This is a genomic window from Streptomyces sp. NPDC054956, from assembly GCF_053609185.1.
Genome location: NZ_JBSGXB010000005.1, coordinates 54,270 through 72,886 on the forward strand (window position 1 = coordinate 54,270; position 18,617 = coordinate 72,886).

Here is an 18,617-nt window from a genome sequence, read left to right on the forward strand (position 1 = left end):
GTTCTGCTTTCCTGTGCGCCCGTGAATCAGCCGGCGGCCGACGGGATCAGCACCAGGGAGACCTGGCCGGACGCGGCCGCCTGGGTCAGTGGTGCGATCTCGTTGGCGCTGACCATGACGGTGACGGGCAGGTTGCCGCTGCCGATGGTCTTGCCGTCGCTGACGAAGACGTCGTTGACCCTGGCGTCCTTCACGAGCAGCGTGTTCTCGGCGCCGGCGGCCGCGCCGGTGGCGGGCTTGGTGGCGTCGGCGCTCACGCGGTAGGCGGCGACGTGGTCACCGGGCTTGAGACCGGCGGGGTACTGGCCGTCCTTGAGGGAGAGGCCGACGAAGGCCTTCCCGTCCGGCAGTCCCTTGACGTCCGTGAACATCTCGCCGATCGCGATGGTGCCCTTGACCAGGCTGTTCTTCGCCTGGAGCGCCTTGAGCGCCTCCCGCTGCTCCCACCGGACGTAGTGGACGGCAGGGTCGTCCGCCACCAGCACCGACGTCATGGTGGCGTCGGTCACGGACTTGCCCGCGGGAATGTCCCCCGAGATCCGGACGACCTCGATCCGCTCGCCGGCCCGCAGGACCAGCACGGTGGCCCCGAGGGCCCCGATGAGGATGAGCAGCACCGCCAACGCGGCCAGCGCGGGCTTGCGTTCCCGCCCCGAGGAGGGCAGCCGCTCACCAACGCCCTGAGCGGGCCCGGAACTCCTGTGGCCCGCCGCACCCGAACGTTCCTGGACCTTCACTCGACTGCTCCCCCGCGCGCACTACAAAAGACAAAATCGGCCATTCTCCAACAGAACCAAGCAGATTGGAGACTTTGCCGAACCATAGAAAAAGTAAGCTGATCGCACGGTAGCAGCGGCACATAGGCACCTCAAGGCGAGTCCGCCCCCACGAGACGCGGTGACGGACAGTTGAGTACGCGTACTCAGACCCCGGGGTGCACGTACTCAGACACCGCCTCGCCCCGCCGGGGAGGATGGACTCCCGAGAGCCCGCGATCCCGATCGCACGGCGGCTCGGCGGCCGATCCGTCGGGATCCATTGACCTTCGCCCTGGCGAAACCATTCTCCACGCCGGTAGCGTCTGAACGCTTCAGATGACCCTCGCCCCACCAGGAGCCGCCCAGTGAACCGCCGCACTTTGCCCGTTGCAGTCGCCGCCACGGCAACTGCCGCCCTTCTCCTGACCGCATGCGGCGGAGGCGACACCAAGGCCAACGACAAGATCACGGGCACGGAATCCAGCGCTCCACCGTCCGCATCCCCGAGCGCGAGCCCGTCCCAAGCAGCAAACCGCCCGAAGATCACGCTGCCGGACGACGTCAAGAACGTGTACGAAGGCTGGACAACAGGCGATCCGGTGAAGGACGCGATCCTCTCGGACGTCACCAACCGTGCCAACGCCACCGACGCCGCGATCGCCAACAACGATGCCGAGTCCGCGGCGATCCCCTTCTACTACCAGCGAGAGGCCCTCATCGGCGCCTCCACTTGGATCGCGAAGTTCAAGAAGGACGACCTGACGGTGACGGGCACCACCCGCTTCTACAACCCCAAGATCCAGATGTTCAGTGACACGGCGGCCGGAGTCGTCTACTGCACGGACGAAGGTCAGGCGTTCGCCAAGGAGCGCAAGACGGGCAAGGTCCTCACCACGCCCGTCACGAAGGATTCGTACGTCACCTACAACGTGCGGATGGACAAGAACCAGCAGGGGATCTGGCAGACGACCCAGATGGATTCGAAGCGGGGGGACAAGACGTGCACGCCATAAGGGCTTCACTGCGATGGGCCGCTGTGGGTACGACCGCGGCCACGCTGGCACTGGTACCGGGAGTGGCGTCGGCAGACCGCCCTCCGGGCGGCGGCACCCAGACCGGCGGCAGCGTCCAGGGGAACACCCTCACATCGAAGGTCAGCTTCTCGCCGGCGCTGGGACCGGGCAAGACGCAGTCCAGCGACTTCCACGCCACGAGCAACTGGACTCCGCCGGCGTGCTGGTACGAGCCCATGTCGGCCGCCGACTTCAAGGCCGCGTCCGAGGGCTCGTACAACAACGTGGTCAACGACCCGTCGCAGCCGTCCTACGCCAAGTCGGCCATGGCCGAACTGCGGAAGATGTACACCGAGGGCAAGTACAAGGACTACAACCTCGACCAGGAAGGCAAGGGCGCCTTCTGGGTCGGCGTCCAGAATCCCGCCCGCAGCGACGAGCTCGCCGCGTTCTCCTGCAGCGACCTGCCCGAATGGGTCCCCAACGGAACCCCGCCGCCGATGCGGAACGCCGTCACGCCGGAGATCCTCGCCCAGGCCGCCTACAACCAGCTCGACATCCCCACCACGAAGGTGACGGTGGCCCCGGACACGGGGAACAACAAGGTCAACCTGCCCACCTGGATCTGGAACGGCGATCCCGTCTTCAAGAACGTCGCGGTGACGGCCTCCCTCACGGCCGGCGGCACGACCATCTCCGCCACCACCACCGCCAAGCCGGTCTCCCTCCACATCAAGCCCGGCACGTCGGAGGCCTCGCTCCACCCCGGCTCCGGTGAGTGCGCCATCAACGCGGACGGCACCATCGGCGCCCCGTACAGCGCCGGGTCGGACGGCAAGAACCCGCCCTGCGGGGTCACGTACCTGCGGTCCTCGGGCAAGAGCAGCTACACGCTGGAAGCCAGCATCACCTGGGAAGTCAGCTGGACCGGCAGCAACGGCCAGGGTGGAAACCTCCCCAGCGGAACCTTCACCACCACCCAGAACGTGACGGTCCAGGAGATCCAGGCCGTCAACCGCTAAACGCACGAGCACGCGGGACGAACGACGGACGCGTCCCGACGGCCACCACGGTGGCCGTCGGGACGTCAGGGGTGTCAGGGGTGTCGGGCAGATCCGGGGAGCGACTTTGGCGATGTTCGGCAGGAACAAGCCGGTCGAACCGCCCATGGAGGCGGTGGGCTGGGAGCAGGCAGGCACCTTCGTCATCAGCGACGTCGAGCGCCCGCTGACCCGCAAGCGCAAACGGGCCGTGACCGGCCCACGAGCCGTACGGGTCCCAGTAGGCACCGATGAACAGCGCGCCTTCGCCCCCTGCGCGTACGTCGGCCCCCGCCCCGCCCTCACCTTGGACGAGGACCCCGAAGCCCAACGCCTCCTCTGCTCGGTGGACGCCCCCGACGAGGTCAGCGGGGAACGCCACCACGCCGTCCTCGACGCTCAAGGGCAGCTCATCGGCACCCTCCGCCGCATCCCCCCGAAGCGGCCCTTCAAGCACACCTGGCGTCCTTCTTCTACCTCGACTCCGCACTGGGCGGCGACGGCGGCAGGCCGAAGAAGCCCCGCACCCTGGAGTGGAAGGCGGGCACCGAGACGGTGATGCTCTCCCAGGGCAGCGCGGAGGCCACCGTCACATCCCCTGGCTCGACCGCCGCCTCGCCTTCGCCTTCGCCCTCGTGGGAGACGACTGCGCGACTCGGCGACGCGGACCGACTCGTCTGGCGAAACCATTCATCACACAGGTAGCGTCTGACAGCTTCAAATGACCCTCACCCCACCAGGAGCGCCCAGTGAACCGCCGCACTTTGCCCGTTGCAGTCGCCGCCGGGGCAACTGCCTGCCTCCTCCTGACCGCATGCGGCGGAGGCGACAAGCCCAACGACAAGATCGCGGGCACGGAATCCAGCGCTCCGCCGTCCGCCTCCCCGAGCGCGAGCCCGGCCGACGCGGCGGGCCGTCCGAAGATCACGCTCCCGGCGGACTTCACGACCAGCTTCGAAGGCTGGACGACTGGGGACGCGACCAAGGACGCGGCCCTGGCCGATCTCCAGAACCAGATCAACGCCACCAACGCCGCCATCACAGGCGAAGAGGCCGAATCCCCCGCGCTCCCGTTCTACTACAAGGGGGAGGGGTTGATCGGCGCCTCGACATGGGTTCAGAGCTTCAAGAACGAGGACTGGACCCTTACGGGGACCGTTCGCTATTTCAATCCCAAGGTCGAGATGTTCAGCGACTCTGCCGCCGGCATCGGCTACTGCTCCGACGACGGCAAGGGGTTCGTCAAGGAGCGCAAGACGGGCAAGGTCCTGACCACTCCCGCCTCCAACAATTCGTACATCACTTACAGCGCCAGGCTCGACAAGAACGCCCAGGGCGTTTGGCAGACGACGAAGCTCGTGTCGAAGCGAGGGGATAAGACGTGCACACCGTAATGAGGCCACTCCGATGGGTGGCGATCGGAGCGACCGCCACCGCGTTCGCTCTCATACCGGGTACCGCATCGGCGGAAATTCCGCCGGGCAAGTCCCAGGGCGGCGACCCCCAGACCGGAGGCGGGCTGAAGGGCAGCACGCTCACCTCGGTGATCCAGACCACGGGAGACAAGAAGCAGGCCGGTGACACCTCGAAGGGATTCACCGCCGCCGGGAACTGGACGCCGCCCGCCTGCTGGTACGAGCCGCGGTCGCCCGCCGAACTCAAGGCGTACATCGAGGCCTTCTACAACGAGACGGTGAACTACCCCGGCCAGATGCCCCACGCCGGAAAGGCTGCGGCGGAGTTCAAGAAGATGTACGAGGACGGCGAGTACAAGAACTACAACCTCGACAAGGCCGGACAAGGCGCTTTCTGGGTCGGCGTCAGGGCCGAGGGCCGCGAACTCGAGCCCGCCGCACAGACCTGCAGCGAGCTTCCCCGCTGGGTCGACAACGGCGTCGCTCCTCCCTTCGCGAACGCCATCACTCCCGAGATCCTCGGACAGCTCGCCTACGCCCAGATCCAGCTGCCGACCACCAAGGTCACTCTGGCTCCCGCCGCCAACACCAAGGTGAACCTCCCGACTTGGGCGTGGATGGACAAAGCGGTCTTCGAGCCGAAGAGCGTCACCGCCACGCTCAACTCGGGTGGTGTGACGATCACGGCGACCGCCACCGCCACACCCTCGTCGGTCCAGATCAAACCGGGGACGGCGGATGCCACCCTCCACCCCGGTGGCGGCGAGTGCGCGTTCAACCCCGGCGGCGGAGCCGGCGCTCCGTTCACCGCAGGCTCCGAGAACCAGACCCCGCCCTGCGGGGTCACGTACCTGCGCTCCTCCGGCAGCGGAACGTTCCCGCTCCAGGCCACCGTCACCTGGACAGCCGCGTGGACCGGCAGCAACGGCACGGGAGGAGCTCTGCCCTCGGGCACCCTGGCGGGCGAGCCCCAGAACCTGACGGTCCAGGAAATCCAGGCCGTCAACCGCTGACCGGACGGACGCGGACAGCAACCGGAAGAAGGCCCGCCGGGGACGACCCCGGCGGGCCTCGCCGCACGAGCGACCATCGGCAAGGCGGTGGCCGGGCTCCGCGTGGTGAGGGTGGCCGGCAGCGGTCGCCCGGGGCTGCCGCGGCTCGTCGGTCGATGGCTGTTCGGCTTCCACTGGATGCTGGTGTTCGTGCCCGTCCACGTCGCAGCCGATTCCGACGTCGACCAGCAGGATGCCCTCGGACTGCACACCGTCCGGCGAGCCGGCTGACGGGGCCGGGCAAGGCAGCGCGGGGTGCGGAGCCGTTCGTCACCGCCTGGCTCCGCCGGTCACCGGCACCCCGCCATGGCGGTGCGGAGCCGCCTCTGTGGTCCCTGCGGCCTCACCATAATCACGGACGCACGTTCGGAAAGGGGATCCTTTTCGCTTAGGGTTGCGATAGCGTCCGTTGATGCGAACGGAGCGTTCGTCGTTCACAGTTACACGGGGAGGGCCGCCATGGATCGTGGCGCAGATATCAAGCAGCTCAGGGAACTGGCCAAGCTGTTCGGCAACAAGGCCGGCGACCTGCAGACTCTGATCAACCAGCTGAACACCTCGACCTCCGGTAGCACCGGCTACTGGAAGGGTCCGAAGTCGGACCAGTTCCGCCAGGAGTGGGACACCGCTCGCGGAACGTTCGTGAAGTGGGTCACCACCCTCAACGACGCCCAGAAGTCGGCGTCCACCAGCGCCGACAACATCGAGCGCGCCACCTGATCCGTCCCGCGGATCGGTTGTCTCACAACGACGGGGTGTCCACCTGGTTCAGGTGGACACCCCGTCGTCGTACGCCGTCCCGGCCCGCCGGCGGTCAGGTCGCGGGCTTCTGCAGCTCCTTGGCGTCGTTCGCGCTCTGCTGGGCCTCTTCGCGCAGCGACTTCGCGACCGTGGCGCACGTGCTCTTCCAGGTACCGAGCTTGCCGCGCACGTCCGTGGCGTTGGGCCCCTCCCAGGTCTGCATCTGACCCGTGCTGAACCTCTGCGGCGCGTCCATCATCTTCTCGATGTGGTCGGCGAGCGACCTCAATGCGCCGGCGCGCTGGTTGAGTTCTTGAACATCCGGGTTACCCATGGCAGCCTCCCCCGCTGTCTCGACAACGCAGCCAGCATATCGACGGTGCTACGTGGTGGAGGCGCCCGCGCCCTCCTGGGGCTTGCGGTTGCCGTCGCGCAGCACCGCCAGGGCGAAGCCCAGGCGCCGGTCGAGCCACGGGGACTCGATGGAGTACCAGCGCGCGTTGAACTGGCTCTCGGACGAGATCACGGTGGCGTCTCCCGAGCGCCAGGTGGCCGGCTTGGGCACTGAGGAGTTGTCGCTCTCGCTTCCGATCCCGAGGGTGACCACCTCCTGAAGCACCAGGAAGGGAACCTTCACCACCTGGAAGGCGGCGCGCTCTCCGACGTCCGAAGCCGTACCTTCGGCCCAGTGGTACCTGGCCGCGATCTCGGGGTGGTCGGGTGCCTCGAGCCACCAGCCGTGCTGGATCGACCGCTTGGCGACCGGCGTCCGCAGCACGGCACCCAGCTCCACGCCCTCGGCGTCCAGGACCTGGTACCGCCCTCGAGCCTTCTCGTCGGGCAGCACCGAGCACACCGGCGTTCCGGCCGCGTCCGGGGTCGGGTGGAGCCGGAATCCCGCCGCCCGCGCCGGAGCCCCGGGCTCGATCGGGACCACGTACAGGAACGGGGTCATCTCCACGTCGCCCGCCACCCAGCTGAAGGCCCGTACGGCCAGAGGGCCCTCTCCCCGCTTCGACGAACGGATGGCGCTCCGCGTGATCGTCCCCACAGTGAACTTGGAAATCCGATCCCACGGTCCCGGATCGGCGGCCGGCCGAGCCGGCTTCTTCTTCCCGAACACCATACGATTCCCTCCCTACGTCACTTCCGGCCCATCTTGCCGCATACGATCAACAGATCGACAGACGCTCTCGGGGGAGGCTCCATGCGACGGGTGAATCCGGACGACCTTGACCAGCTCGCCAAGCTGGTGGACGGCCGGGGCGGGGTGCGGGACAGCGTGGACGAGGCGTTCACCCGGGCATCCGCGCTGGGCGTGACCAGCAAGCTGGGGGCTCTCAAGCCGCTGCGCGCCTGGGCGAACGACACCGCTCCGGACCTCCGCAAGAGGGCCACCATCGCCCGCCTGGAGGATGGCGACCCGCAAGCCGGCCTGCTGTGGGCCGGTTTCACGCCGGACGAGCTGAAGAACTACCAGGGCGACGGACTCACGCCCGACCTCTTCCTGCTGGCCAACTCCGTGGCCGCCAGCGACGATCCGAAGGCCTACGACTTCAAGCGCAAGCCCGAGGAGACCGTCAACGAGTGGATCGAGCGGCTCACGGCACACGCCTGGGAGCAGATCCCCGGCATGCCGCTGCACGAAGAGACGATCGCCACCCTGGTCGGCCTCTTCGGTGACTGGCACAGCCTCACCCTGGCCGCCGGTGTGGTCACCATCTCGGGTACCTCGCTGACCCGCGTGGTGGTCGGCAACTACATCACGACGGCACCCGGCAGAGCGCTGCGCATCCAGATCGGCACCATGCTGCGGTCCTCCAGCAACGGGCTCGTTCAGTGGAGCGGCAACAAGATCATCAGGTGGTCGCCGCCCATTCGGTCAGTCGCGGCGCCCGGTACCTGGTTCCCCGGGAAGATGGGGCAGCTCGCCGCCAACAACCACTACTACCAGCAGGCCATGCGGGTTCCGTTCACCACGAACGCCCACAACGACCTGATCGGTGGTGGCTGGAACCGGTTCCGCACCCTCCCCTTCATGGGTACCAGAGCCAACGCCGCCATCGATTTCGTCGTCGGCTCCGACACGGCAGCCCGGGTGTACGGAGGGTTCACCCACTCCGGGCAGCCCGTGACCCGTGCGGGCCAGGCGAGCCTGATCCGTGTCGCCGGCAACGCGGCCGAACTCCAGCGGGGGGTGAACGCCGTCGAAGGCGCCTCCACCGCATCACCGTTCCTCAAGGGCCTGGGTGCGGCCACCAAGACGGCGGGCTTCCTGCGCGGCGCCGGCGTGGTCGGCGGCGTCGTCTCCACCGGCGTCAGCTTCTGGAACGCCGTCGACAGGGACCACGCCAAGGATTGGAAGGAGAACAAGGTCGGCTACATGGCCGACTGGGCGGAGGTCGGCTTCAACGCCTCGCTGACGGCCGCGATGATCGCCCCGACCCCGATCACGATCGGCGCGGCGGTGATCACGGGTGTCATCTACGGCGGCCTCAAGGTCGTCGAGCACTGGGACGACATCAAGGCCGGCGCCGGCAAGGCCAAGGACTGGGTGAAGGACAAGGTCAAGAAGTACAACCCGTTCAAGTGGTGAGCCGCGGGGGCGGGCCCGATCCCGCCCGCCCCCGACCGGCCCGCCCGCCCGCCCGCGCCGCTCAGTCCTCCACGTACAGGTCTTCCTTGTCCGGCAGCAGATCGGTCAGCTTGTCCCAGATCTCGCCCGGCGTGGAGCGGACGACCGTCAGGGTGCTCGCCGGAGTGACCTGGCCCGGCATGATGGGTTCTTCCGGGGCCTCCCGGATCCAGTAGCCCAGCGGACCGCAGTCCCAGGCGGCCAGGGCCCGGATCATGGTGGCGCGCTCGCCCTCGTGGCGGCCGTCCCAGACGGTGGTGACCCGCCAGGTCGCGTTGAGCGCGAGGACCAGTTCCAGGAACTGCTCCAGCGCCGGGCCGGTCAGAGCGGGGTCCACCCCGGTCGCAGCCCGGCGGGTCAGGTCGCGGATCTCCGCATCGTCCCTGGTCGCCCCGGCTGCCGCCGCCTCGTTGATCGCCACGAACACCGCGTCGAGGGTGCCCATGGTGGTCTCGATCCGGGTCACCTCGGGGAGTTCGACGTCCGGCTCGCCGCGCCGCAGGTTGATCTTGCGCGACAGCTCCCACACGAGCATCCCGGGCTCGACCGGAACGTACTCCGCTTCCTCCTCGCCCGGCCACGAGTCGAAGGAGACGACCGCCTCGGGACCCACCACGATCCCGTGGTCGACGGGGCCGTGCTCGCCGGTGATCTCGACCTGCACCGTCGTGAACGGGTGCGCCAGGGTGCTCAGCAGATCCCGCAGTACGGGCGCCAGCTCCCCCTCCTGCCCGACCAGGCCGACGCGCTGCAGCTCACCCATGGATTCCGTCAGTTCCTCCGGCGGCGTCTCGCCGTCCACCAGGAAGGCGAGGACCGCGATGTGCCGGCCTGCGAGTCGGAATCGGGCGCGGGAACTGTCGTAGGAGGGCATCTCTCGGCTCACTTCTCGGAATTCTGGACGTGGTTCGGTCAAATCACTGGATCAGCATACGAACCGACCGGAGCGCTCGGTGTGGTTCCCCCGCGCCCCGGCCGCACCCCGCTCAGCCGCGCATCACGCCCTGGACCGGGACGAACGACCCGCCCGACGCGAGCAGGCCGCTGCCCGCCGCGCCGCCGCCCGTGTTCGACGGGAGGCGGATGCCGAAGATCTCTCCGTCCTGACTGGTCTGCGGAGTCAGCAGCAGACCGTTGCGCGACTTGCGCGCCGCCACCACGAAGCCCCGGTACTGCGAGGACAGGGCGTCCGTCGTACCGGCCGTGAGCATGCCGAGGCCGCCGTCCGCGCCCTTGCGCAGCAGGGCTTCCAGCGGCTCGTCCAGCCGGGTGTCGTAGAGCAGTTCGGCGTCGTCCACGACCAGGACGTACGGGCGCCCCTGCGCCTTCTCCGTCAGCTCGGCCAGCTCCTCCTCGCCGCTCTCCGCGTTCAGGGCGCCGAGGACGCCCGGGCGCCCCTCCAGGTCCCGCAGCGGGGAGCGCCGCGGGGTGATGAGGATCAGGGGCGTGCCCGCGGCCAGCAGCGACTCGGCCGCGCACACCAGTGCCGTGGACCGGCCGGACTTCGGGGGTCCCGCGATCACGAAGCCGGGACCGGACTCCTCCAGGTTGATGCCGAGCGGAGCCAGCTCGTCCCCGCCCACCGCGAGCAGCGCCCACAGCGGCGACGGCGCGGTGAACTCCGGGTCCAGGGCCAGTGCCTGCTCCGCCGTGACCCGGGCGGGCAGGGCGTCGACCCGCATCGGGCGGCGGCGCGTCGGGATCCGGCCGTACCGGGCCTGCACCGCCTCCGTGATCTCCCGCAGCATCCGTACCTGGGCCTGGCCCGAGGGGTCCTGGTCGAGCAGGGCGATCTGCGTCTCGTCGATGCCGGTGTCGGTGATGCGCAGCGCGCGCCCCGGACCCATGTTCTTGGGGACCTCGCGGACGTGGATGCCGGCCATGGAGTAGTCGTTGGGGTCGGCGAAGCGCATGATCAGCCGGTCCGCGAACGCGGAGGCGACCATGCCGCTGAGGCCGCTGCGGTCGGCCGTCATGACCACCTTGAGGCCCACCGCCGAACCCTCGCGGAAGATCCGCTGGACCATCTCGATCAGCTGGCCGTAGTTGTAGGCCTCGAAGGCCGAGGTGAAGCCCTCCCAGCTGTCCAGCAGCAGGACCATCCACGGCAGGCGGTCCTCGGGAGCGGCCGCCGCGCGCTGTTCGGCCGCGCTCGACGCCCCTTCCATGGCGAGCAGTTGCTGACGCCTGCTGATCTCCGCCAGCAGCCGGTCGATGAGCCGCCGCACCCGGTCCGGCTCGTCACGGCTGACCACGGCGCCGACGTGCGGCAGCCGTACGAGGGGCAGCAGGGCGTTCGACCCGCAGTCGATCCCGTACACGTGGACGTCGCCCGGGTCGGTGGCGCGTGCCAGCGCTCCGGCCAGCGTCCGCAGTGCCGTGGACCGGCCCGAACGCGCGCCGCCGGCCAGCATCGTGTGCTCGCCGCCCACGAAGTCGAGTCCGAACGCGGCTCGCGCCTGCTGCGCCGGGAGGTCGGTGAGCCCGTAGCCGATCAGCGGTACGTCCCCGTGCGCGGGCCGGTCGGATGCCTGGGGCAGGTCCTCCAGCGTCACGTGTTCGGGCAGCGGGTCCAGCCACGGGCTGCGCGGCGCCGGGAAGCCCATCGCGTCCGAGCCCGCCCGGACGGCGTCGACGAGCACGGCGAGGTCGGTGACCATCGTGCCGTCGTCGCCCCCGTCGGCGGCCCTGGGCAGCGGGCGGCTGTACGACTGCCAGGTGAGCGGGATCAGGTTCGCCTTGGGGCCGCTGTTCCCGGTGGCCGGGCGCCGGCCACCGATCCGTGCGGACTGCACGCCCACGAGGGACTGCGCTCCGGAGCGGACGAAGGCCCGTCCCGGGGTGGACTTGGCGATGGCGCCGGAGTCGGGGGCGTCGATGACGTCCTGGGACTCGGTGCCGTCGGTCACGCGCAGCGCGATGCGCAGGTTCGTGTTGGCCCGGATGTCCGCGCTGACCACACCGGCCGGGCGCTGCGTCGCGAGGATCAGGTGCACGCCCAGCGAACGGCCTCGGCGCGCGATGTCGACGAGTCCGGCGATGAAGTCGGGGAGTTCGTTGACCAGGGAGGCGAACTCGTCGATGACCAGCACCAGGCGGGGCATCGGCTCCAGTTCGGGGCGCAGCTTCCTGGTGTCGTTGTAGTCCTCGATGTCCTTCGTGGCCGCGTTGAACAGGATCGTCTCGCGGTGGTGGAGTTCTGCGGCGAGCGAGGCCAGGGCGCGTTCGGTCAGGTGGGCGTCGAGGTCGCTGACCATGCCGACGGTGTGCGGGAGGCGGGCGCAGTCCATGAAGGCGCTGCCGCCCTTGTAGTCGATGAGGACGAAGTTGAGGGCGTCCGGCCGGTTGGCCACGGCCAGCGAAGCGATGATCGTCTGGAGCAGCTCGGACTTGCCCGCGCCGGTCGTACCGGCGATGAGGGCGTGCGGCCCGTCCCGCCGGATGTCCAGGGTGAACGTTCCGTCGGCCGCGATGCCGATGGGCGCCTCGGTCGTGGAACCTCCGGCCCGCCAGATCTTCTCGATGTCGCTCCCCGCCGGGTCGGGCATCTCGAGGAGGTTCAGCAGCCGGGCCGCCGTCGGCAGGGAGCCGCCCGCGTCGTCGCGGCTCACGTCGCGCACCGGCGCGAGGGAGCGGGCGAGCAGCTCGCACCACTCGGGTCCGACCTGGTCGGCCAGCACCTCGCCGACGGCCTCCAGCCCGCTGCCGCGCAGCCGCACCCGGGTCGGCGACTCGTAGGTCCACGCGACGACCGCCGAGCACTCCTCGGGGAGCACCCGCTCGTCCTCGTCCAGGCAGAGCGCGAAGATCCCGTACTCGGGCCCCTCCTGGAGCAGTTGCGGGACGCCGGGGACCCGGCGCAGGAGCCGCGCCCCGTCGAGGACCACCAGGACGAACGGGTCGGGGACCATGCTGCCCCGCATCGAGCTGTGGTTCTCGCGGGCGGCCTTGCGCCGGGCCAGCTCGTTGACGAGCTCGTTCACGCGGCGGGTGACGGCCTCGGGGTCGGAGCCGACCAGGGCGACGCAGTCCTGCCCGAGCTGGGGCGAGGCGTGCGGGAGCCAGTGGGCCCACGCCCAGTCGGCGCCGGCCTCGCGCACGGAGGACAGCACGACCAGCGAGAGGTCGCGGGGGCTGTGCAGCACGGCGGCCTGTACGGCGAGCCAGCGCACGGTGGCGAGGGCGCGGGCGCGGTCGCCGGCGACTCCGACGACGCGGAGTTCGGCGAAGGACAGGGTGACCGGTACGTCGGCCACCATGGGGAGCTCGGGCTTGTCCTCGGCGTATCCGCCGCGGGCCATGACCAGCTCGATGCCGGCCGGGAGGGTGCCGACGCCGATCCGCAGCTGGAGGGCGTCCACGTCGGTGATCCGGCGCTCCCACAGGCGGCGGCGCGGTCCCGTGGCGAAGAGCAGGACCTCGGCGGGGTCGGGGCTGTCGGCCCGCCGGTGGGTCTGGTCCTGCTTGCCGAGCCGGATCAGCTCGGCCTCGTAGGCGGCGACGTCCTTCTTGTACTGCTTCATCGAGGTCTTGTTCTTCTTCTTGCCCTCGCGGTTGTCGCTGATCCACTGCCCGAGCATCATCACCGGGGTCATCGCGCAGAAGAGCAGCATGTAGATCTGCTTGGTGACGGCGTACATGACCAGGCCGAAGAGCATCGGGGTGAAGGCCGCGATCATCTGGAAGCGGGCCTTCTCCGACTTGGACGGCATGACGGGCACGACCACCCGCGGCTGCGGCCGCAGCGGCGAGAGCCGGGGCGGCCGGTTGTAGGCGAGCCCGCCCTCGCCGGTCGCCGAGAGGTGCGCGTCCGGCTCGCCGACCACGTCGAGCACCAGGAGCGAGTCCCCGGCCCGTACGACGGTCCCCGGCGGCCAGGCCTGGTCGCCTTCGGCCGCTTCCCCGTCCAGCAGGACCCCCGCGCCCCCCTGGGCCTGGAGGGTGACGTTCCCCTTGACGTCGATCGTCACGCGCGCGGCGACGGGGGCCAGTGCGCCGTCCTGGACGGGCACCGTGCACGTGGGGGCGGAGCCGATGGTGGCCGTGCCGACGCCGAGGCGGACCACGCGGCCGGCGGCCGGGCCGGCGGCGATCCTCAGCTCGTAGCGGCCGGCGGGTTCGCCCCGGCGCAGCAGCGGGCCGATGGCGTCGTCGATGGAGACCCGCATGCCGTCGCGCAGGATCCCCGCGACCGGGGCCCCCGGCTCCCAGCGCTGCCCGTCCGCCCACAGGGTCGGCCCGGCGGGCGCGTGCATCGCGTGACCGGCGTGCAGCGGTACGACCACCTCGCGCGCCCCCGCGACCGGCCCCGGCGGGGCGACGCCCAAGGCCGAGGCCAGCGTTTCCGCCACATCGCGGGCCGTCGCCCGCTCGTCCGCGTCGACCACCACGTCCTGCGGGGATATACCCCCCGCTACGACCGTCACCCGGACTCGCATGCCCCGTCCCCTCACCGTCAGCGCGTGCTGCGCCGCCCACCCACTCGGTCCTCGCTGATCAAGTGAGGCTAGTACGTGTGCGGGGCGTCGGGAACAACCGCCCGGGGGTGAGGGCCCGTCCCGGTACTGCCGTACGTCTCAGGCCGCGGCCGGGGCGGCTGCCGACGGGGCGGCTGCCGTCGGCTCGAAGCCGGCGAGCATCTGTTCCAGCGCCCGCTGGTCCGGGCCCGTGAAGGGGTCGAGTCCGGGGGCGAGGCCGACCGTGTCGATCATGCGGGCGATGAGTCCGACCCCGGAGGCCGGCGGCAGGTGCGTGGAGAACACGAACTCGGGGTCCATCTCCTTGAGCGGCCGGACGGTGGCGAGGAACTTCTCCCGGTCCACCACGGACGCCCACGGGCTGTCCACCGACGCCCACAGCAGCTGCCCGGCGCGCAGTTCCTCGGGGCCGACCTCCCCGGCCTCCCCGCCGGCCGCGAGGCCGCCGTCGGGCAGGGGCGAGCCGAAGCAGTCGGAGCTGAAGCAGGACCGCGAGCGGTCGTCGTAGAAGCCGACGGTCGCGGGGTTGTCGAAGAGCGGCGGCCGGAAGGCGGTCAGCGAGCGGTCGCCGACGTCCAGTGCCTGGCCGGGGTTGAGCAGGAAGACCCGGTCCATCGGCAGCGGCCGCTCCGTGGACATCTCGCCCACGCCGAGGAAGGTCGTCACCAGGCGGGCCTTCGGGGCGGCCTCCAGCAGGGCGAAGATCCCGCCGGTGTGGTCGCGGTCGGGGTGGGTCAGCCAGATCCACCGCACGTCGGCGGGGTCGACGGCCTCGGCCAGCGTCTTCAGGAAGTCCCGGTCGGGCAGTCCCAGGCCGGTGTCGACGACGACGGGTTCCCGCGCGTGCAGGACGAACGCGTTGACCGGGACGAAGCCGAGGCCGGGTACTTCGAGGGCGTCGCCGAGGACGCTGACGTCCCGGCCGACTCTGCGAGTGGTCATGACGGAGCTCCGAAGGCCCCCTGATGTGAGCACGCTCGCGGCCGGCGGAGGCCCGGAGGCCTCCTTCTCCATCGTGCCCCCGGCCCGTCCCGCCCGCACCCGGCATTCCCCGTCGGGGACGGGAGCGTGAAAGGAGAACGCATTCCCGGTAAACGGGTAAACGGCGCGCATTCCCCTTTCCGCCCTGCGGAAAGGGGGTCAGCCATAAGACGCGCTAATACCCCGCGACCGGCGCCGCCAGAAGCTCCACGGCCACATCCGGCGCATAGCCCGTCGTCTCTCCCGTCCGCCGCGCGAATTCACGTACGCCGGCCAGCTGCTCGGGGCCGAAGCGGAAGTCGAGCGTGGTGAAGTACCGCTCCAGCAGTTCCGCGTCGAAGGCCTCCCAGCGGGCCGCCTGCTCGGCGACCTTGGCGACCTCTTCGAGGGATACGTCGCGGGAGGCGAGGAAGGCCTCGTGGACCTTCTGCACGACGACCGGCTCGCGCTCCAGGTACTCCTTGCGGGCGGCCCAGACGGCGAAGACGAACGGCAGTCCGGTCCAGTCCTTCCACATCTGCCCGAGGTCGTGGACGGTGAGCCCGAGCCGGGGCGCGTCGTGCAGGGAGGCGCGCAGCGCGGCGTCGCCGATCAGCACGGCCGCGTCGGCCTCCTGCATCATCAGCCCCAGGTCGGGAGGGCAGGTGTAGTAGTCGGGCCGCACTCCGTACTGCTCGGCGAGCAGCAGCTGGGCGAGGCGTACGGAGGTCCGGGAGGTCGAGCCGAGGGCGACGCGGGCGCCGTCCAGCTGGTCCAGGGGCACCTGCGAGACGATCACGCAGGACATGACGGGGCCGTCGCAGCCGACCGCGAGGTCGGGGAAGGCGACGAGCTCGCCGGAGTTGCGCAGGAACTCCACGAGGGTGATCGGCCCGATGTCCAGGCTGCCCCGGACGAGGCTGGCACTGAGGTTCTCGGGGGTGTCCTTGGTCAGCTCCAGGTCCAGCAGAGTGCCGGTTCGGGCCAGCCCCCAGTAGAGAGGCAGGCAGTTCAGGAACTGGATGTGGCCGACACGGGGCCGGCTGCGATAGACGTCCACATCGCGAGACTAGCCCCCGCGTCGGCGTCAGCCGTCTGGCGGGTCTCAAACGTCCGAGTGACGTGATCTTTCCCTCTGGTCTCGGCCGCAGGGTGCGTGCTAGGCTCGACGCAAGTTGCAGTTTGGTTTCCCTTGCAGTACGAGGCCTGCGGAGAATGTGACCCGCAGGCTTTTGTAGTTTTCAGACTTCTTAGCAGGTTCTGGAGCAGGGCGACCCTTTGGCCCATAGGAGGGCTCATGGCTACCGGAACCGTCAAGTGGTTCAACGCTGAAAAGGGCTTCGGCTTCATCGCCCAGGACGGCGGCGGCCCGGATGTCTTCGTCCACTACTCCGCGATCAACGCCGCTGGCTTCCGCTCCCTTGAGGAGAACCAGCTGGTGAACTTCGACGTCACCCAGGGTCCGAAGGGCCCGCAGGCGGAGAACGTCACCCCGGCCTAGTCGCCTGGGCCAACCAATCGCGGTTGGATAAGCAGTACCCAAGGAGCCCTGTCTTCTCTGCGCGAGCAGAGTCGACGGGGCTCCTGCCTTTGCCCTGGCCGGGTCGTCGGGGTGACGGCAGCGCCCCCTGGCACCATCCGACGGTGCCAGGGGGCGCTTGCTTGCCGTAGGCAGGCCCGGGGTCAGGCCTTCGGGGCTGCCGCCTCCGTGATCGTGATCTCCAGGAAGGTTTCCACGGTCTCCGAGATGCGGATCCGGAGGGTGTACTTGCCCGCGGCGACGCCCGTGGTGGAGACCTCCGGCAGGACGATCTTGCCGTCCGCCGTCGTCGCCGCCAGCGCCAGCTCGGTGAGCTTCCTGCCGTCCTTGTCCAGGAAGTACGGCGTCGCGCCCGCCGCCGCCGGGTCCGCGGGGACCCACTTCCCGTCCTTGTCCTTCGCACCGAACCCGGCCACGGCCTTCGCCCCGGCCACCGGCTTCTCCTTGGCCGTCGCCAGGAACTCGACGCCGCTGATCGCGGCCCCGGTCACCGCCACGACCGGCTTGTCCGCGTTCGCGCCGCTGCGGACCACCAGGTCCGCCTCCGGGACCGGTACCGGCTTCGCCGGGGTGACCTTGCCCGCGATCCGCACGGAGACCTCGGCCGAAGTGATGTAGCCGGTGGCGCGCAGGACGAACGCGCCCTCCTTGGCCCCCGCCTTCAGCCTCGGCACCGTGACCAGGCCCTCGGCGTCCGCGTGCAGGACCACGAAGTCCTTGCCGTCGGCCGCGAAGACGGTCTTGCCGGTGGTGTCCTCGTCGACCGAGACCACGATCGCCTGGCCGGTGGCCGGCTTGCCGTCGCTCAGCAGCGCCTTGATCTGCGGGGTCTGCCCGAACACGGTCCCGGCCTCGGCGGTGAGCTCGGCGGAGCCGACCACCTCCAGCTTGGCCAGGGTCGGCGTCGGAGTCGGCGTAGGCGTGGGGGTCGGAGTGGGAGTCGGCGTAGGCGTCGGGGTCGGCGTGGGAGTCGGCGTCGGCTTGGGCGCCGGCGGCGGCACGACCGGCGGGTTGTAGACCGGGAAGTCGGCGGCGGGCGGGTTCGCCACGGGCACGCCGTCGCCGGCCTGGTACTGCCGCATGTACCCGAGCACGGTGTTCACGTACTCGCGCGAGTTGTTGTAGCTGAGGATCGCCTTGTCGAGCTGCGCCGCGTCGGAGAGGTTCCGGCCGCCCGCGCACAGGTAGAGGCCGGCGCCCAGCGTCGCGTCGTAGATGTTGTTCGGGTCGCGCTTGCTGTCGCCGTTGCCGTCGGCGCCCCAGGTCGCCCAGGTGGAGGGGATGAACTGCATCGGGCCGACCGCGCGGTCGTAGACGGCGTCCCCGTCCCACTCGCCCTTGTCGGTGTCCTTGATCTCGGCGAAGCCGTTGCCGTCCAGGCGCGGCCCGCGGATCGGCTTCTCGGTGTACCCGTCCGCCTTCAGCCCGTATCCGGAGGCGTGCACGGACTCGGTCCGGCCTATGCCCGCGAGCAGCTGCCAGGGCAGCTTGCAGCCGGGCAGCGCGGCGGCCACCGACACCTCGGCGCGCTTGTACGCGTCGAGGGCGGTCATGGGTATGCCGGCGGCGGCCCCTTCGGGGGTGGCGGCACCGGGGGGAAGCGGCGGCGGGTCGGCCATCAGGTCCGGCAGGTCCAGCCTGGCGTCACCGCGGTCGGTGGCCTGCGGACTGTCGGGGGTCGGCTCGGCCTCCCCGGCACCCGCGATCGGCGTGTTGGTCACGACCGCGGCGGTGGTCAGGCTGGCCGCGAGGGCGGCCGTGCACATGACCTTGCGCGAGGTGTTGACGAGGTGACGGTGAAGTGGCTTCACAGTGCGGCAATCCCCCCAAGGCGGCGGCCGATCCGGGCCCCCGTACAACGTAAAAACGTCACATCTTGCTTCACGTACGGCCGGTCGGGCCGTGGATGTTAACTGTCTATCAGGTCTTCGGACCCGACTCACCGTCCCCCCGGGAGATGTGCCCCACCATTCGTCTCGTCTTCAC

General features: G+C 70.0%; 17 protein-coding genes. 9 read left to right on the forward strand and 8 right to left on the reverse strand.

Annotated elements, in window-relative coordinates; translation table 11 throughout:
* Positions 1-26 precede the first annotated feature (26 nt).
* The gene (locus ACWGDE_RS02200; protein ID WP_453387047.1) at positions 27-737 is read right to left on the reverse strand and encodes a hypothetical protein; all 711 of its coding nucleotides are present in this window, start codon (positions 735-737) and stop codon (positions 27-29) included.
* Between the two features lie 386 nt (positions 738-1,123).
* On the opposite strand from ACWGDE_RS02200, the gene ACWGDE_RS02205 reads away from it, so the two are divergent.
* From ACWGDE_RS02205 to ACWGDE_RS02235, 7 genes are all read left to right on the forward strand, one after another.
* Entirely contained in the window at positions 1,124-1,771 is a 648-nt protein-coding gene (locus tag ACWGDE_RS02205) for a hypothetical protein (RefSeq protein ID WP_453387048.1), read from the forward strand.
* A 23-nt stretch (positions 1,772-1,794) separates the two neighbouring features.
* On the forward strand, positions 1,795-2,793 hold the full coding sequence (locus ACWGDE_RS02210) for a hypothetical protein (protein WP_453387049.1): 999 nt from the start codon (positions 1,795-1,797) through the stop codon (positions 2,791-2,793).
* Between the two features lie 112 nt (positions 2,794-2,905).
* Positions 2,906-3,370 (forward strand): hypothetical protein, encoded by a 465-nt coding sequence (locus ACWGDE_RS02215; protein ID WP_453387050.1) that lies wholly within the window; start codon positions 2,906-2,908, stop codon positions 3,368-3,370.
* A gap of 190 nt (positions 3,371-3,560) precedes the next feature.
* Positions 3,561-4,205 carry a hypothetical protein gene (locus tag ACWGDE_RS02220; RefSeq protein WP_453387051.1) on the forward strand — a complete coding sequence of 215 codons (645 nt, stop codon included), beginning with the start codon at positions 3,561-3,563 and terminating at the stop codon, positions 4,203-4,205.
* A gap of 17 nt (positions 4,206-4,222) precedes the next feature.
* Positions 4,223-5,239 (forward strand): hypothetical protein, encoded by a 1,017-nt coding sequence (locus tag ACWGDE_RS02225; protein WP_453387052.1) that lies wholly within the window; start codon positions 4,223-4,225, stop codon positions 5,237-5,239.
* 87 nt (positions 5,240-5,326) lie between these two features.
* Complete coding sequence (locus ACWGDE_RS02230; RefSeq protein WP_453387053.1) at positions 5,327-5,509, forward strand: hypothetical protein; 183 nt, start codon at positions 5,327-5,329, stop codon at positions 5,507-5,509.
* Positions 5,510-5,737: 228 nt separating this feature from the next.
* Positions 5,738-5,998, forward strand: a complete 261-nt coding sequence (locus ACWGDE_RS02235) for a WXG100 family type VII secretion target (protein ID WP_453387054.1) — start codon at positions 5,738-5,740, stop codon at positions 5,996-5,998.
* A gap of 94 nt (positions 5,999-6,092) precedes the next feature.
* Here ACWGDE_RS02235 and ACWGDE_RS02240 read toward each other — a convergent pair whose 3' ends face one another.
* A complete protein-coding gene (locus ACWGDE_RS02240; protein WP_453387055.1) occupies positions 6,093-6,353 on the reverse strand; it encodes a hypothetical protein in 261 nt (86 codons plus the stop codon).
* Between the two features lie 48 nt (positions 6,354-6,401).
* Complete coding sequence (locus ACWGDE_RS02245) at positions 6,402-7,070, reverse strand: hypothetical protein (RefSeq protein ID WP_453387056.1); 669 nt, start codon at positions 7,068-7,070, stop codon at positions 6,402-6,404.
* Between the two features lie 156 nt (positions 7,071-7,226).
* Here ACWGDE_RS02245 and ACWGDE_RS02250 point away from each other — a divergent pair, with 156 nt between their 5' ends.
* Entirely contained in the window at positions 7,227-8,615 is a 1,389-nt protein-coding gene (locus tag ACWGDE_RS02250; protein ID WP_453387057.1) for a PE-PGRS family protein, read from the forward strand.
* 61 nt (positions 8,616-8,676) lie between these two features.
* On the opposite strand, the gene ACWGDE_RS02255 is transcribed toward ACWGDE_RS02250, so the two are convergent.
* The 4 genes from ACWGDE_RS02255 to ACWGDE_RS02270 all read right to left on the reverse strand — a co-directional run bounded on the left by ACWGDE_RS02255 (position 8,677) and on the right by ACWGDE_RS02270 (position 16,151).
* On the reverse strand, positions 8,677-9,540 hold the full coding sequence (locus ACWGDE_RS02255; RefSeq protein ID WP_453387058.1) for a hypothetical protein: 864 nt from the start codon (positions 9,538-9,540) through the stop codon (positions 8,677-8,679).
* Positions 9,541-9,640: 100 nt separating this feature from the next.
* A complete protein-coding gene (locus ACWGDE_RS02260; protein WP_453387059.1) occupies positions 9,641-14,092 on the reverse strand; it encodes an FtsK/SpoIIIE domain-containing protein in 4,452 nt (1,483 codons plus the stop codon).
* Between the two features lie 138 nt (positions 14,093-14,230).
* Positions 14,231-15,073, reverse strand: a complete 843-nt coding sequence (locus ACWGDE_RS02265; protein ID WP_453387060.1) for an MBL fold metallo-hydrolase — start codon at positions 15,071-15,073, stop codon at positions 14,231-14,233.
* 214 nt (positions 15,074-15,287) lie between these two features.
* Positions 15,288-16,151, reverse strand: coding sequence for a menaquinone biosynthetic enzyme MqnA/MqnD family protein (locus tag ACWGDE_RS02270; RefSeq protein WP_453387061.1), 864 nt, complete (start codon positions 16,149-16,151; stop codon positions 15,288-15,290).
* A 237-nt stretch (positions 16,152-16,388) separates the two neighbouring features.
* On the opposite strand from ACWGDE_RS02270, the gene ACWGDE_RS02275 reads away from it, so the two are divergent.
* Positions 16,389-16,592, forward strand: coding sequence for a cold-shock protein (locus ACWGDE_RS02275; RefSeq protein ID WP_112451444.1), 204 nt, complete (start codon positions 16,389-16,391; stop codon positions 16,590-16,592).
* A gap of 182 nt (positions 16,593-16,774) precedes the next feature.
* Here ACWGDE_RS02275 and ACWGDE_RS02280 read toward each other — a convergent pair whose 3' ends face one another.
* On the reverse strand, positions 16,775-18,442 hold the full coding sequence (locus ACWGDE_RS02280) for a lytic transglycosylase domain-containing protein (protein WP_453387062.1): 1,668 nt from the start codon (positions 18,440-18,442) through the stop codon (positions 16,775-16,777).
* Positions 18,443-18,617 lie beyond the last annotated feature (175 nt).